Here is a 13,867-nt window from a genome sequence, read left to right as displayed (position 1 = left end):
GCTGACTTTGACATTTGGTTGAGCTATTGTTTGATTGAATATGGAAACATTGACGACCAAGTAAAAACTACTAAGTTATTGATGTTTATGGTGGATTGACTTTTACTTGATTCATCCATCCACTAACAATAACTCGCTGATTTGGGATTGAAAAGTCCGATATTATCCCACAAAATAGCTCAAATTAGTTCATTTTGGCTCACACATCAAAAAAAAATTTATTTTAAGACAATACTTCGGACAATTTTTTAACGACTCTGTAAGCGTTACAGCGTAAGCCCTGGCATTTTTAATGTTTTTTTGAAACTCAGGACGCTTACTTAAAGATTGAAAAAATACTCATCCCTATAGCCATCAAGGGTTTGAGATACTTGATTAGATCTAAAACTGTCCGAAGTATTGTTAAGAGCAATTGTAGTTATTTGTAGATGGCTGAGGGATTTAATACTTAAAGCCATATTATAATTTTGCCAAAGTCAAAATTTTTAATCAAAAGAGGTCAGCTTATGCCAGTTACACATAAAGAGGGACAGCAATTACTCAAAAGAGCCTACAAGAAGAATAAATTGTCTCAAGAAATGTGGGCACAACAAAGTTTTTGCTCTGTTGCGACCATTAAAGGTATTTTAGGCACTCCTTTAAGAAGTGTAAGTCAGGATACTTTAGAGAAAGCGTGTGAAGTAGTAGATGTTAACTGGCGAGAGGTGGTAGACTGTTGCGATGTCCAGCTTACAGAAGTCCGCCAGAAGTACGGGGAATATTTGAGCCGTCATCACGGTCAAATTAAGTGCTTGGACATGAGCCAGTCAATCGGCTTAGATGATGTTTTCATCGAAGTCAACGTTCTGGAGAAGTTGACTGGAAGTTTGCGACTAGGGCAGCAAGAACTGATCCAACAAGCGAACCAGGAAGACTTTGAACGCTTGGGATTTGGAGGTATTCAGGAACCAGGGCTTCCGGGGCTCAAAGCACTGGAGAGGTTTCAGCAGTTGGTGGTTTTGGGCAAACCTGGTTCTGGGAAAACGACGTTTTTGTGTCGGGTTGCCATTCTCAATCTTCACAAGCAGTTTTTACCGGACTATGTATCGGTGTTTGTGCGTCTGTCAGACTTTGCAGCCGAGCCCGATCGACCGTCTTTGCTGGACTATATTATTCGACATTGGGAATCCAAGGGAATTGATCCAGAAACGACGCAACAATTATTAAAACAGGGACGGGTGTTGGTATTGCTGGATGGGCTAGATGAGGTCAAAGAAGCAGATAGTCAGCGAGTCGTTCGATCAGTCGAACGGTTTACGGAGCAATTTTTTACCAACTATTTTGCCCTGACTTGCCGGATTGCTGCACGGGAGTACACTTTTTCATCTTTTACTGAGGTGGAGGTAGCTGATTTTAAGTTGCCCCAAATTCAAAACTTTGCCGATAAGTGGTTTAATTCCCGCGACACTCGCAAGTCAGCAGCAGAGTTTATGAAACATCTCGAAGCTAATCCTCGAATTCTACAATTAGCTACCTCCCCCCTGTTGTTGACCCTACTTTGTCTGGTCTTTGAAGATTCTGGTCGGTTTATGGAGAGTCGTGCCGATCTTTACAAACAAGGAATTGAGTTGTTATTATTTAAGTGGGACAGCAAGCAACACAATCTTCAGAGAGAACAAGTTTATCGTGGCTTAAATACTCGTCGAATTCAAGAGTTATTGGGAGAAATTGCCAAAGCTACATTTGAAAGAGATGAACGTTTTTTTGGAGAGCGAAAGCTTGAATCCTGGATTAGTGATTTTATCCGTAATTTGCCAGAAGCTCAGACGGATATGGAGGCTTTGAGGGTAGAAAGTAGCCGGGTGCTCAAGTCCATTGCAGAACGTGGCCTGCTGATTGAGCGAGCGCAGACCTATTGGTCATTTTCTCACTTAACTTTCCATGAATATTTTATAGCCCAAGCGATCGTTACTAACTGCAATCCTAGATCTATAGATGATCCTGTCCTCCATCAGTTAGCAAATCATATAACCAAACATCAATGGCGAGAAGTTTTCTTATTGGTTGTTGAACTACTACCTGATGCAAGTTGTCTGTTGCAAATTATCAAACAAAAAGTTGATTCTTTAGTTGAGAATCAAGAGATATTACAAGAGATGCTGAACTGTCTATATCAAAAGTCTTGCTCTGTTAATACTAAATACAAGGCAGCGGGTGTTCGCGCTTTCTACTTAGAGGTGATAATGGATAATTATGGCGGTCAGATTTGTGCAATAGATAAATCTCTTGACTGGGATTTGTCTATTGATAATGTATTAAATCGTTTACTGAGTAAATTGTTGTACGAAATAAACCTCAAACAAGATTCATGTCGGGGACTTGCTATTTGTTTAGATCGCATTATTGAGCCTCTTTTAGAAGTTGATTTGCCACTGGTAATTGATTCTAGTGAAGCACGCGATCGCTTTGATTTATGGCAAGCTGCCGAACCAAGTAAAGATGTAACAACCTGGCTCAGTATCGCTATTGAAAAGGCTGACGCTACTCTCCAAGACAACCAATATTTTAAACAAGCTTTAGAACAATTTCAGGCTGAATTTAATAAAAAATTAGCTCAACAAGAAGATTTCGAGTGTTTTAACTCGGAAACAACCAAAGAGTTGTCTGAAAAAGTCAGACAAATAATAATTGATTATCGCGGTTTTGGCTTCGATTGGCAAGGTAAGTCCACACCAAATCAAAGGGAATTATTGAAGAGCTATTACAATGCCAATGAACTCTTAGCGAATTGTTTTTTTAAAACCAATTGTTTTGTCTCTAGTCAAGTTCGTCAAGAAATTGAAGATACTCTCTTGCTACCTATTGCTGAAATCAATTCTAGGCATTCAAAAACCTGAATAGACAGGGAAAAATGAGCAGTTTTAGATTTCCCTTGTCATTCGGCTGTTTTAACCGCGAATCCCCGTTTTAGAAAAAGGGGAATTATTGATTCGATGGGGAATTTTGGGCGATCGAACTTCCCCATTTCTGGATTTGAATATTTCGTTCGTTTCGGATATTGTGTTTGCGAGGCAAAAAGTGTTATCGTCAAGAAAAAAATCAAAATATATCTTGTTATGTTAAAGCAAAAAACATCGCCAGAGCCAGTTTTACTTCCAGAAAAAGAACAAGAATCCATAGCACAATTAGCACAGATACTCAGCCGAGAATCTGCACAACCAAAATTAGTCACAAGTAACGGAGAAGAAATTATCCTGCCAGAATCAGTCTGCAATATCCTGCGCCAAGCTGTGCAGGCGATGGCATCAGATCGGGCTGTTTCGATCGTCCGTCACAATCGCGAACTGACGACGCAGCAAGCTGCCGACATCCTAAATGTATCGCGACCATTTCTAGTCAAGTTGCTAGATGAAGAAGCAATTCCTGATATCAAAGTAGGTTCCCATCGGCGGATTCGATTTAAGGATTTAATCATTTATCAAGAACAGCGAAAAGTGATGCGCCGCCAAGGACTTAAGGAATTAACTCAATTTCTTCAAGAGGAAGGATTTTACGAAGCAGGAATACACGATATAGCTCAAAATTAAGGATGATGAACCATGAAAGACTATCGCATCAATATTTTTTACAGCAACGAAGATGAAGGCTATATTGCCGATATTCCAGATTTAAAATACTGTTCGGCTTTTGGTCAAACCCCAGAATTAGCTTTGCAGGAAGTACAGATTGCGAAAACAGCATGGCCCGAAGCTGCAACAACTGCGGGAAAACTCATTCCCGAACCAAAATATCGATCGGCAATATATCAACTTACTACTTGACAAACGATCGCCCATCTGAGTTACTCCATCCGCCCATCCGGTACCGCACTACTTCTGGCAGATAATTCGCGATCGCACTTTCATACTCCGACAAAGCCGTAATTGTTCTAGTAAGCTTCAAATTTTGCTATGAGCCTGATGCGGACTAAAGTCCTCACTACGAACCTGATGCGGACTAAAGTCCTTACTACGAACCTTGGATTTTAAATCATAATTGAGGACATCAATTCATCGGTCATTTCAAAATTAGCCGTCACACTTTGCACGTCGTCCAAATCTTCCAAGGCGTCCATTAACTTCAGCAACGATCGAGCTTTTTCAGGAGTGTCTATTTCCACTGTATTGCTGGGAATCCAGCGAGTCTCTGACTGCAAAACTGCAAAACCTGTTTGTTTCAAAACATCAGCCAGTTTTTCCAAATTAGGCACACTTGTAAAAACTTCTGCACCTTCAGTATCCTCATCAATTGATATCAAATCGTAGGATTCGGCTTCTGCTTCTAGGGATGCTTCAAACAATTGTTCCTCATCAATGGGGCCGCGTACTGTACAAACTCCTTTGTGATCGAACATCCAGCCCACACAACCAGTTTCGCCCAAGTTGCCGCCTTTTTTACTAAAAGCTTCTCGCAAGTCAGCCGCCGTGCGGTTGCGGTTGTCTGTCAGGGCTTCAATCAGAATCGCTACGCCGCCAATGCCGTAACCTTCGTAGCGAATCGCTTCTAATTCGGAACTACCTCCGGCTAAACCGGCACCTTTGGCGATCGCCCTTTCTATGTTTTCATTAGGAATACTCGCCGCCTTCGCTTTTTCAATAGCAGTCCGCAGTTGAAAATTGCCAGCGGGATCGGGAACTCCACTGCGGGCGGCGACAATAATTTCGCGAGATATTCTGGCAAAAACCTTGCCTTTAACGGCATCAACTCTAGCTTTTTGGCGTTTAATATTCGCCCATTTACTGTGTCCTGCCATAACAATTAGGGATTTTTGATTTGAAATGTGCGATCGACATTACATGATAGCACTCGGATTTTCACAGACCAAACAAACGTAGGGTGTACGCTGCACACCCAATCAGTACACATATCATACAATGCGATTTTTTGCACGAATCTCAAATTTAATTAAAACGGACAACGGTTTCAGTGTCCGTAAGGTGGGAAGTATCGCCATTAAGTGCGATCGACCATTCGCCCCCATCCCGCACCACTTTCACCAAACAGCACAAAGAAGCATTAATTTCGGTTTCTGCACCGCCCGCTAGCCCGATCGCACTTCCCAAAACCGACGCACCGTGACCTACCAATAACATATCCTCAGGAAACTGTGCGGCGAGGCGTTTAGCAGTTTCCCCCGCCCTTTTGAGACAAGCTTCCCCAGTTTCGGGATACTTAGGAATACCACCTTTGTAGGAAGCATCAATCCTGGGAAAACGCCTGCACAAATCTTCGACAGATTCAGTTTCCGGCATTTCGGTCATCCATTCAACATTCAGCCATTCGCAAAGTCCCCACTCTAGTTTAATTGACAAATCTAGAGCTTCTGCTGCGTGATTTGCTGTTTGGACAGTTCGCAGAAAAGGGGAAGCGAAAATGTGAGAAATTCCTTCACCTTTGAGGCGATTGGCGAGTTGTTTGGCTTGAATGTGACCGTCTTCGGAAAGGTGGGGGTCATAGCGGTGTTCTGCGGTGAGAAACCAGTCGGGGTTTACGAAGTCGATGCGGTTTCCGTGGCGTGCGATCCAGACTGTTTGTGACATTAGTTGGTTTGAGTTTGGCTTCTAGGTGTAATATTATATCAAATATTGGTAATCAATAATTTAGCAGACGTTATTTAAGTGCGATCGTATTTGACATTGCTGCAATGTCTCAGTTACACTAAAGTCTTTCTCGCCACTTTTGTAAGGATAAATTAACTAAAAAATCTAAAGCATGGGATTCATTTTCTTGCTTGCTTATCTCATTTACATAGTGTTTTAAATTCCAAGTTTGAACTTGCCCATCAGAAGCAGAATAACGAGAACCAACAGGCCAGTGGCGAAGATAGGAATACTCATCTATTTTGCTCAGAGATAGAGCATCATTGAGCTTTTGGTTATAAATCGCCATTCTCCCAACCTTTTTACAGTTATCTGTCCAAGGGGAAAGAGGTAGCCATAACATGAGTGATGGTCTAATATAGTATTTCTCAGCTCTTCTATCTACACAAATCTGAGCGCATAGTTTACTTTTACCTTTACCATAGCTAATGCTTTTAGAGCAAATTATTTCTTGCATACGGGTGTCAAATCTGAGAATTCTTTCCCGAATTCTCCAGATTACCTGCTGTTCGTCATCAATAAACTTCTTGAGTAGATTCCGAAACTCTCTGGGTGGATTCGGTATATTATCAGTGCTTTCTGTTTGCTGATATGTAATTTGTACTTGTGCAATATGTTCGGCATCTACATCTTTCAGTTGTAAAGATAATTTTTCCCCGTCAGGAACGATCGCAAATTGTAAAAACTCAAATAATAGCCCGTGATACTTCCTATCTGTAAAATTATCCCTGTGAAATTTTGGCGCAATTGCTATCAAGCGAACAGGTTGCTCGTAATCCACGCAATCGGCAAAAGGTTTGTGTTCCAACAAGGCATCATAATAACGGGTTAACTGCTGAACGACATATCTATCTTCGCCGTTTTTCAACTCCAGCACCACTAACCGTTTATTCTCGTCCACCGCTATAATATCGCATCTTTGCTCATTGATTGTGAATTGCCGCTTGATGACCGTCAAACCGAGCAAACTTTGCAAGTGAACTTCGACAAAATCCTCTAACGCTTCTTCACTTGCAAATTCCCACCCCGACCCTGTTTTCCTCAATGCGGCGCTGCTTAGCATTTTGACAATTCTTAAAGTCTTTAATTAATTTTAGCGCAACTGTGCGTTAAAGTATGTGCAAGTATTTGACACTGCGCTAAAATTACATCAGTCAGTCTTTATTGTCCAATGGCTCAATCTATAAAGCAACTCCACGCCAAAATTCAGGTCATGTCCAGCGATGCGGTGAAGGCGATCGCACTTTCATGGCTGAATCAGTCCAACGCCTAATCACAGAAATTACTGAGGAAAGCGAGGGATATCAGTGGGGAGAAATTGACACAGCAAACGAGTTTCAACCCCTGGGCGAAGAACAAACCATCGCAATGAGTCTCTCCGTCTTGCAAGATTACCAGAAAGGCAAGACAGGCATTTCGGGCGATCGGGTTCCGGAATAGGCAGATAGTTGAGGAAGCGATGTTTTGGCTAACTATGTCAAAATAAAGTTACAAATTAAAGTTAACCATTCATCATAACTTTTATGACCGTTACACTCACCTTACCCCCAAAAATTGAAGCACTGCTGCGGCAACGGGCTGAAAGTACAGGACAAGATATAACCAGCGTTATCCTAGCTGTTCTCGCCTTCGGCCTTAGCTTTGATGAAAGCGATTTCTTTGAGGCATTGGAAGGGATTCAACGCGGACTTGATGACTTCGATCGGGGTCAATTTTCTAGTTTGGAAGATTTTGTCGATCGACAAAACCAGAAATACGGACTTTCTTTGGAAGCATGACTTATCGCATTGATTTTTCCAGTACAGCTCAATCTGAAGCTGATGCAGCGTTTTTGAATTTTTCCCAATTCACGACTCCCGATCGCGCTCAAGCATGGTATCAAGGCCTGATTAAAGCGATTTCCTCACTTTCGGAAATGCCCCGTCGTTGTGTTTTAGCCCGTGAAAACGCATTTTTTAGCCAAGAGATTCGCCAGCTTCTATATGGAAGTGGTAAAACCACATATCGCATACTCTTCACTATTCTTGACGATCGACCCATACCAACGGTGAGGATTATTCACATTCGCAATGCACTCCAACGTGCGATTGGCGAACCCGAAAATGAGGCATAATCTTCTGCTTAACTTATCTATATTTTTGGGAAATAAGCGATCGTGAATTCCATTCACCAGCAACTATTTCTTTCTTCCAGTCCGCGGAGGCGGACATTGTTTGTATATAGCGGTTCTCAGAAAGATTCGCGGACGTTGTTGGGCTTGGGCCCTATACGTCTAATCGGTTATACTGATGCCAGTCATACCTCATCTTTTTGAGAAAGGCTATAGTCGCGAATTCCATTCGCCCGGTAACTGCGGACATTGTTTGTATAGCCGCGAATTCCATTCGCCCGGTAATTGGCTACATTCGCCCCCTAACTCGCAGCATCTTATTTCCGCCTATTTGAAACTGATAAGCAACCTCTTGAATTTCCACAGTAAAACTTCTGTTTTTCAATTCGGCAATCACTGGGTTTAAGTGTTCGGATTCCACCCCGCTAAAACTCTGCAATAGAGGAAATACCCGGACTTGCTTCGCAACCCGACACATTTCTGTAATAGCTGCCAGAGGAAAATTTTCCGAAAGGTGAGTATCAGGAAATAAGAAATGGCTGCACAAAGCTAAATCGAATTGACCGTTCTCGAAAGGCAAAACAGGCAGCGATGCAGTCACGTAGCGGCCTTCCTGCAAGCCTGATGGAAAATCTTTTAAAAATTTCTGCGTCGCATTCCATCGCACTTCGGCTAGCTGGGACGGCGATTCAAAAATGTTCCACAGGTAGTTGGGTCTACTTGCCTCGAAACCATTAATGAAATCGTGATATTCTGGGAGGTGAGCGCGAATTTGCTCCGCAGTAAGCTGATAAACTGGATCGCAAGAAATTACCTTTTGACCTTGGCGAGTCATTTCGGCATTGAAATTTGCCGTACCGCCGGCACAATCAAGAATTGCTAGCTTGAGGTCACTTGATGTCAAGCTAAACATTCCTATGTATTCATCCAAGCAGCGTCCCAAGGGAATTACTTCATCCAAATTTAGTGACACTTGTCTTTGTCCCGGAGATAGAATTATTTAACATTTTACCTCAAATCAGGGCTATTTTTTCCTATCCCCTTTCTGCGGCGGGTTGATTTGGCTCCCGAGTTATGTATGAATAAATTTGATCAAACATGGTAAAAATTGCCTATGAAGCTGTCTACCGTCCGCGATCGGTATTATTTGAAAACCTCGCCACTGTAGAAGTAATTCCCGCTCAGCCAGTGCTGTTGCTTGACTCCGAAGGCATCCCCATCAGAGCACTTTATGTCATGGAAAAACAGTTCGTGAAGCGAAGCTATCCCGAAGGGAATCGTACTTGGCGAATTAATGGCTGTTATTTGGTTGCCATCACAGCAGAATAAGTTATCCTTACTTTTATTCGGAGCTTTTTTTGCTAACTCGCAGCATCTTATTTCCACCTTTTTGAAACTCATAGGGAGCCTCTTGAATTTCCACACGAAAATTTTTGTTTTTCAATTGGGAAATCACTGGATTTAAATGCTCAGATTCCTCCCCGCTAAAACTCTGCAACAGCGGAAACACCCGCACTTCTTTAGCAACCCGACACATTTCCATAATTGCTTCTAGATGAAATTCTTCCGAAAGCAGGTGAGAATAAGCAAATAAGAAATGGCTGCACAAAGCTAAGTCAAATTGATTGTTATCGAAGGGCAAAACAGGCAGCTCAGCAGTCAGGTAGCGGCCTTGCTCCAAGCCAGAGGGAAAATCTGCTAAAAATTCCTGCATTGCTTTCATCCGCACTTCGCCTAGCTGGTACGGCGATTCAAAATTGTTCCAGAGGTAGCCGTCTACATTGGCTTTAACACCGTCAATTACAGTTTGATATGTTTCTTGGATGCGATCGCCAATTTGCACCGCCGTAAACTGATACACTGGATCGCAAGAAATCACCTTGTTACCTTGGCGAGTCATTTCGGCATTGAAACTCGCCGGCCCGCCCGCACAATCAAGAATTGCTAGCTTGAGGTCACCTGATGTCAGGCTAAACATTCCTATGTATTCATCCAAGCAGCGTCCCCAGGGAATTACTTTATCCAATTTTAGTGACACTTGTCTTTGTCCCGCATAGAAAATTATTTAATACTTTACATCAAATCTGAGCTGTTTTTCGCTTTCCTTTCTGTGGCTGGTTGATTTGTAGACCGAATTGTGTATAAAAAAATTGGTGGAACTAAGTCTTAATCCCGAGAATCGTTGGCGGGCTTTACACTTTGTTTGCATACAATGTACAAAATCGCTCGCGTGCGATCGCACAAATTTTACAATTCCAGCTCTGGATTTTTCAGGACAGCGAGGTTGACGCACAGTAAAGTATTCGCTTATATTTGTTAATGTATGCTACTATTAGCTACATGGCATACATACCGCTTAGAAAAGCAGTCGAATTTCTGGGCTTGCATCCACATACATTAAGAAAATATGCAGACGAAGGGAAGATCAAAAGCATCAAAAACGAAGCAGGGCAAAGACTCTACGATGTCGAGTCCTACCAGCGCGGTGCAACTAGAACTACCGTTGTTTGCTACTGTCGCGTCAGTTCACCCAAGCAGCGAGACGACCTCGCTCGACAAGTTGACTTTATGCGACAGCAGTACCCCGATGCCGAAATCATCCAAGATATCGGCTCAGGACTCAATTTCAAAAGAAAAGGACTGCAAGCCCTACTGGTCAGATTTATGCGCGGCGAACAGCTCACGATTGTTGTTGCCTGTCGCGACAGATTGTGCAGATTCGGCTTTGAATTATTCGAGTTCATGGTTCAACAAAACGGTGGGCAAATCATGGTTCTTGACAAAACTGTTCACTGCCCAGAAACCGAACTCACAAGCGATCTTCTTGCCATCCTTCATGTCTTCAGTTGCAGAATGCACGGACTCAGAAGTATTGCTAAGAAAATCAAGGAAGATCCGGCTATTCCTAAGTCCTGAACAGAAAGCGCTGATTAAGCAGTGGTTTGGAGTAAGTCGCTTTGTCTACAACACGACCATTAAATGCCTCCAAGAACCAGGCGCAAAAGCTAACTGGATGACGATTAAGACTGGAATACTCAACAGCTTGCCGGAATGGGCAAAGTCTGTACCTTTCCAAATTAAATCGATTGCCATCAAAGATGCCTGCTTAGCGGTTAAAGCAGCTAAACAGGGTTTCAAGAAAGACGGTCAACTCCGCAGATGCAAGTTTCGCAGTAGAAAAGACACTAAGCAGTCTATTTACGTGCCAAAAACATCTATAAAAGACTGCGGTGTTTACCATTCGATTCTGGGTAAGTGCCAGTTAACAGAATCTTTGCCTGCAAATTTCAGCGACGGTAGGTTGACTCTTGCTTACGGAGAATACTACCTAATTGTCTCTGAAGAAGTGCAACAGACCCAGACTGATAAACAAGGTCGCGTCGTTGCCTTAGACCCCGGTGTCCGCACGTTCATGACGTTTTTCTCTGAAGATTCCTATGGCTGGCTCGGAAATGATTCTAATTTGTATATTCAGAAACTGTGTTTTAGGTTAGACAAATTTGTATCGAAAATCTGTAAATCCTCCAGTCGGCAGAAAAGAAGATTCAAGAAAGCAGTCGGTAGACTTCGTTGTAAAATCAAGAATTTGGTCAGAGAATTGCATCACAAAGTAGCTAAGTTTTTGGTTGATAACTTTGATGTAATTTTACTGCCTACGTTCGAGGCTTCTCAAATGGTGTCTAAGTCGCGCCGAAAGTTGAGAAACAAAACGGTGAGACAAATGTTGACTCTAAGTCATTACGAATTCAAGAATTTCCTCAAGTGGAAAGCTTGGGAAAATTCCAAACTCGTGATTGACTGCAACGAAGCTTACACGTCGAAAACTGTGTCATGGACGGGCGAAATTGTCAAAAATCTAGGTGGCGCTAGAACTATTAAGTCCGCAGCCACCGGATTGAAGATGGATCGGGATCTAAATGGTGCTCGCGGGATTTTGCTGCGGGCATTGGTTGACACGCCTTTGTTGAGAGATTCTCTTGACTTATACGTTTGTTAGCATTTGTTAGCAAAAAAGTGTCGGCTACACTGGACAGAACGGAAAATAAACTAAAATTAACTAGCTAAATTGCGATCGTTCATTGGCAGACTGCAACCAGGAAAGTAAAGATGAAACATAACATTCAAACCGCTACAAGTCTGAGTTTGTCAGCACTCCTGGTGCTAAGCGGTTCGCTGCCCAGTATAGCTCAATTGCCTGCCGTCAGAACTCCTGCACGCGCTCCGAGCCCAAACAGGCCGAGAGTACCGCCACCACCGCCTCCGGGTTCGAGTTTCCCGCGGATCGGCAATTCGGGTTCGCTGATACAAGAAGCGGCTTATACTTTAGGCCCGGGCGATCGCATTGCTTTAGATATCTTCGGCGTCCCTGAATTCAGCAAAGAATATCAAGTCTTAGTTGACGGAACCCTCAATCTACCAATCATTCGCAGCGTCTCAATTCAAGGGTTGACGCTGCAACAAGCCGCTACCGTCATTACCAAGCGATACGAACCCTTCATCAATGTTCCCGTTGTCACCGTGACTCTGATAGTTACTCGCCCCCTAAATATAGGTGTTGCCGGTGAAGTTACTCGCCCCGGTTCCTACAAAATTAATGCCAGCAGAGAAGGAACCGGAGGAGGCGTAAAATTTCCAACTTTGATGGAAATGCTGCAACTTGCCAAAGGGGTGACATCCGCAGGAGATATGCGAAACGTCCAAATTCGCCGTCCCCGCAGAGGCGGAGCAGAACAACTTATTACTGTTAATTTGCAGGATTTTTTAGATACGGGAAATTTGAGCCAAGATGTCACGATCCGAGATGGAGATACAATTTTTGTACCGACAGCAAGTGCTCTCAATACCCAAGAAGTCCGTCAAAGAGCCAGTGCTAGTTTTTCCGCTGATATTACTAAACCAATTGGCGTGGTAATTGTTGGAGAAGTTAACCGGCCGGGGCCTTATACTGTATCTGCTTCGGATTTGCGATCGACTAACCAACAAACAGATCTGAGTTTTGTCTCTATTGAACAACAACAAGGAGGAGGAGCCGTTGTCGGATTACCAACAATCACTAGAGCACTGAAAATTGCTGGCGGTATCACCACAGAAGCAGACATTCGCCGCGTCCAAATCCGCCGCCGTATCAGAGGTGGGACAGAACAAACTATCACGGTAAATCTGTGGGATTTGCTGCAAAAAGGTGATGCAACTCAAGATGTTTTACTGCAAGAAGGAGATAGCGTCATTATTCCGACGGCATCTACTGTAGACTTAGCTGAAGTTGCCCAACTCGGAAGTACAAGTTTCTCTCCAAATGCGATCGGCATCAATATTGTAGGGGAAGTGATCAGACCCGGAGCTTTACAGGTTAAACCTAGTACATCCCTCCACCAAGCTTTGCTGACTGCGGGTAGTTTCAATCAATTGCGGGCTAAAAAAGATAAGGTGGAACTGCTGCGTTTGAACCCCAACGGTACTGTTACTCGCCGCACTATTAATGTCGATTTTGCTCAAGGGCTGAATCCTGACAATAACCCAACTCTCCGAAACAACGATGTGATTCTCGTAGCGCGATCGGGCTATACTAGGGTAGCAGACAATATTGCCACTTTCTTGCAGCCGATAACAGGAGTTGCAACTGGGGTAGGCAGTGTTAGTAGCATTTTTACAGGGTTTCAAACAACTATCAACGCTTTTCAGAACTTATTTTTGGGAGGAGATTTCGATCGGCGCAATCAACTCAGACAGCTTCGGGAACAACGTGAAGACAGACAACAGCAACGTGCAGACAGAGAGCTAGACAGACAGAGACAAGCTGAAGACAGAAGGCTGCAAGCTGAAGACAGAGCGCGCCAAGCTGAAGACAGACTTTTGCAACTACAAGACAGAAATCGGCAGATAGATCTTCAAAATCAGCAACTTGAACTTCAACGGCAGCAGCAGCAGCAGCAGCAAAATCAGCAGCAGCAAAATCAGCAACTACAACCACAGCAAATCCTGCCAACAACTATTCCTTGATATTTAGCGATGTGGTGCGTCAGTTTAGTAGACCTCTTGCAAAAATAGTTAGATATTGTAGGGTGCGTCAGCTTATAGCACAATTTTCAGGCGGGCATCGAGAAAGAGCTGACGCACCCTACTACTTTTTCATTTTACT

General features: G+C 43.2%; 16 protein-coding genes. 10 read left to right on the top strand and 6 right to left on the bottom strand.

Features of this window, described 5'->3' with window-relative positions; genetic code table 11:
- Window positions 1–467: 467 nt before the first annotated feature.
- The 3 genes from QZ918_RS05910 to QZ918_RS05900 all read left to right on the top strand — a co-directional run bounded on the left by QZ918_RS05910 (window position 468) and on the right by QZ918_RS05900 (window position 3,800).
- Window positions 468–2,876, top strand: a complete 2,409-nt coding sequence (locus QZ918_RS05910) for an NACHT domain-containing protein (RefSeq protein ID WP_293332292.1) — start codon at window positions 468–470, stop codon at window positions 2,874–2,876.
- 219 nt (window positions 2,877–3,095) lie between these two features.
- Complete coding sequence (locus QZ918_RS05905) at window positions 3,096–3,566, top strand: excisionase family DNA-binding protein (RefSeq protein ID WP_293332289.1); 471 nt, start codon at window positions 3,096–3,098, stop codon at window positions 3,564–3,566.
- Between the two features lie 12 nt (window positions 3,567–3,578).
- Complete coding sequence (locus tag QZ918_RS05900) at window positions 3,579–3,800, top strand: type II toxin-antitoxin system HicB family antitoxin (RefSeq protein WP_293332286.1); 222 nt, start codon at window positions 3,579–3,581, stop codon at window positions 3,798–3,800.
- Here QZ918_RS05900 and QZ918_RS05895 read toward each other — a convergent pair.
- The 4 genes from QZ918_RS05895 to QZ918_RS05880 form a co-directional block, all read right to left on the bottom strand.
- Window positions 3,793–3,921 (bottom strand): hypothetical protein, encoded by a 129-nt coding sequence (locus QZ918_RS05895; protein WP_293332283.1) that lies wholly within the window; start codon window positions 3,919–3,921, stop codon window positions 3,793–3,795. The two genes, QZ918_RS05900 and QZ918_RS05895, sit on opposite strands and share 8 nt — an antisense overlap.
- Before the next feature lie 82 nt (window positions 3,922–4,003).
- Window positions 4,004–4,771 (bottom strand): YebC/PmpR family DNA-binding transcriptional regulator, encoded by a 768-nt coding sequence (locus tag QZ918_RS05890; protein WP_293332280.1) that lies wholly within the window; start codon window positions 4,769–4,771, stop codon window positions 4,004–4,006.
- A 148-nt stretch (window positions 4,772–4,919) separates the two neighbouring features.
- A complete protein-coding gene (locus tag QZ918_RS05885; RefSeq protein WP_293332277.1) occupies window positions 4,920–5,558 on the bottom strand; it encodes a histidine phosphatase family protein in 639 nt (212 codons plus the stop codon).
- Between the two features lie 118 nt (window positions 5,559–5,676).
- On the bottom strand, window positions 5,677–6,681 hold the full coding sequence (locus QZ918_RS05880; protein WP_293332274.1) for an endonuclease NucS domain-containing protein: 1,005 nt from the start codon (window positions 6,679–6,681) through the stop codon (window positions 5,677–5,679).
- 185 nt (window positions 6,682–6,866) lie between these two features.
- On the opposite strand from QZ918_RS05880, the gene QZ918_RS05875 reads away from it, so the two are divergent.
- The 3 genes from QZ918_RS05875 to QZ918_RS05865 all read left to right on the top strand — a co-directional run bounded on the left by QZ918_RS05875 (window position 6,867) and on the right by QZ918_RS05865 (window position 7,731).
- A complete protein-coding gene (locus tag QZ918_RS05875) occupies window positions 6,867–7,058 on the top strand; it encodes a hypothetical protein (RefSeq protein ID WP_293332271.1) in 192 nt (63 codons plus the stop codon).
- A gap of 83 nt (window positions 7,059–7,141) precedes the next feature.
- Complete coding sequence (locus QZ918_RS05870) at window positions 7,142–7,396, top strand: hypothetical protein (protein WP_293147210.1); 255 nt, start codon at window positions 7,142–7,144, stop codon at window positions 7,394–7,396.
- Window positions 7,393–7,731, top strand: coding sequence for a type II toxin-antitoxin system RelE/ParE family toxin (locus tag QZ918_RS05865; RefSeq protein ID WP_293332268.1), 339 nt, complete (start codon window positions 7,393–7,395; stop codon window positions 7,729–7,731). The genes QZ918_RS05870 and QZ918_RS05865 overlap by 4 nt, the downstream gene beginning before the upstream one ends.
- Before the next feature lie 286 nt (window positions 7,732–8,017).
- Here the strand turns inward: QZ918_RS05865 and QZ918_RS05860 are convergent, their stop codons facing one another.
- A complete protein-coding gene (locus tag QZ918_RS05860) occupies window positions 8,018–8,701 on the bottom strand; it encodes a class I SAM-dependent methyltransferase (RefSeq protein ID WP_293332265.1) in 684 nt (227 codons plus the stop codon).
- A gap of 125 nt (window positions 8,702–8,826) precedes the next feature.
- On the opposite strand from QZ918_RS05860, the gene QZ918_RS05855 reads away from it, so the two are divergent.
- The gene (locus QZ918_RS05855) at window positions 8,827–9,057 is read left to right on the top strand and encodes a DUF4864 domain-containing protein (RefSeq protein WP_293332262.1); all 231 of its coding nucleotides are present in this window, start codon (window positions 8,827–8,829) and stop codon (window positions 9,055–9,057) included.
- A gap of 13 nt (window positions 9,058–9,070) precedes the next feature.
- Here QZ918_RS05855 and QZ918_RS05850 read toward each other — a convergent pair whose 3' ends face one another.
- Window positions 9,071–9,766 carry a class I SAM-dependent methyltransferase gene (locus QZ918_RS05850; protein WP_293332259.1) on the bottom strand — a complete coding sequence of 232 codons (696 nt, stop codon included), beginning with the start codon at window positions 9,764–9,766 and terminating at the stop codon, window positions 9,071–9,073.
- Between the two features lie 281 nt (window positions 9,767–10,047).
- Between QZ918_RS05850 and QZ918_RS05845 the strand changes: the two genes are divergently transcribed.
- The 3 genes from QZ918_RS05845 to QZ918_RS05835 all read left to right on the top strand — a co-directional run bounded on the left by QZ918_RS05845 (window position 10,048) and on the right by QZ918_RS05835 (window position 13,728).
- A complete protein-coding gene (locus QZ918_RS05845) occupies window positions 10,048–10,644 on the top strand; it encodes an IS607 family transposase (protein WP_293332256.1) in 597 nt (198 codons plus the stop codon).
- Window positions 10,565–11,725 carry an RNA-guided endonuclease InsQ/TnpB family protein gene (locus QZ918_RS05840; RefSeq protein WP_293332253.1) on the top strand — a complete coding sequence of 387 codons (1,161 nt, stop codon included), beginning with the start codon at window positions 10,565–10,567 and terminating at the stop codon, window positions 11,723–11,725. Before QZ918_RS05845 ends, QZ918_RS05840 begins: the two co-directional genes overlap by 80 nt.
- A 110-nt stretch (window positions 11,726–11,835) precedes the next feature.
- Window positions 11,836–13,728: a polysaccharide biosynthesis/export family protein gene (locus tag QZ918_RS05835; protein WP_293332250.1), complete on the top strand. Its 1,893-nt coding sequence runs from the start codon at window positions 11,836–11,838 to the stop codon at window positions 13,726–13,728.
- Window positions 13,729–13,867: the final 139 nt, after the last annotated feature.

It is taken from the genome of Microcoleus sp. CAWBG58, from assembly GCF_020883045.1.
In the GTDB taxonomy this organism is placed as follows: Bacteria; Cyanobacteriota; Cyanobacteriia; order Cyanobacteriales; family Microcoleaceae; genus Microcoleus.
This window is presented reverse-complemented; position numbering and strand designations above follow the sequence as displayed.

What these genes read in the sequence shown, in the direction of transcription:
- QZ918_RS05905 (WP_293332289.1), top strand. Translation starts at nt 3,096, where the DNA reads ATGTTAAAGCAAAAAACATCGCCAGAGCCAGTTTTACTTCCAGAAAAA.
- QZ918_RS05900 (WP_293332286.1), top strand. Translation starts at nt 3,579, where the DNA reads ATGAAAGACTATCGCATCAATATTTTTTACAGCAACGAAGATGAAGGC.
- QZ918_RS05890 (WP_293332280.1), bottom strand. Translation starts at nt 4,771, where the DNA reads ATGGCAGGACACAGTAAATGGGCGAATATTAAACGCCAAAAAGCTAGA.
- QZ918_RS05885 (WP_293332277.1), bottom strand. Translation starts at nt 5,558, where the DNA reads ATGTCACAAACAGTCTGGATCGCACGCCACGGAAACCGCATCGACTTC.
- QZ918_RS05880 (WP_293332274.1), bottom strand. Translation starts at nt 6,681, where the DNA reads ATGCTAAGCAGCGCCGCATTGAGGAAAACAGGGTCGGGGTGGGAATTT.
- QZ918_RS05875 (WP_293332271.1), top strand. Translation starts at nt 6,867, where the DNA reads ATGGCTGAATCAGTCCAACGCCTAATCACAGAAATTACTGAGGAAAGC.
- QZ918_RS05870 (WP_293147210.1), top strand. Translation starts at nt 7,142, where the DNA reads ATGACCGTTACACTCACCTTACCCCCAAAAATTGAAGCACTGCTGCGG.
- QZ918_RS05865 (WP_293332268.1), top strand. Translation starts at nt 7,393, where the DNA reads ATGACTTATCGCATTGATTTTTCCAGTACAGCTCAATCTGAAGCTGAT.
- QZ918_RS05855 (WP_293332262.1), top strand. Translation starts at nt 8,827, where the DNA reads ATGGTAAAAATTGCCTATGAAGCTGTCTACCGTCCGCGATCGGTATTA.
- QZ918_RS05845 (WP_293332256.1), top strand. Translation starts at nt 10,048, where the DNA reads ATGTATGCTACTATTAGCTACATGGCATACATACCGCTTAGAAAAGCA.
- QZ918_RS05840 (WP_293332253.1), top strand. Translation starts at nt 10,565, where the DNA reads ATGTCTTCAGTTGCAGAATGCACGGACTCAGAAGTATTGCTAAGAAAA.
- QZ918_RS05835 (WP_293332250.1), top strand. Translation starts at nt 11,836, where the DNA reads ATGAAACATAACATTCAAACCGCTACAAGTCTGAGTTTGTCAGCACTC.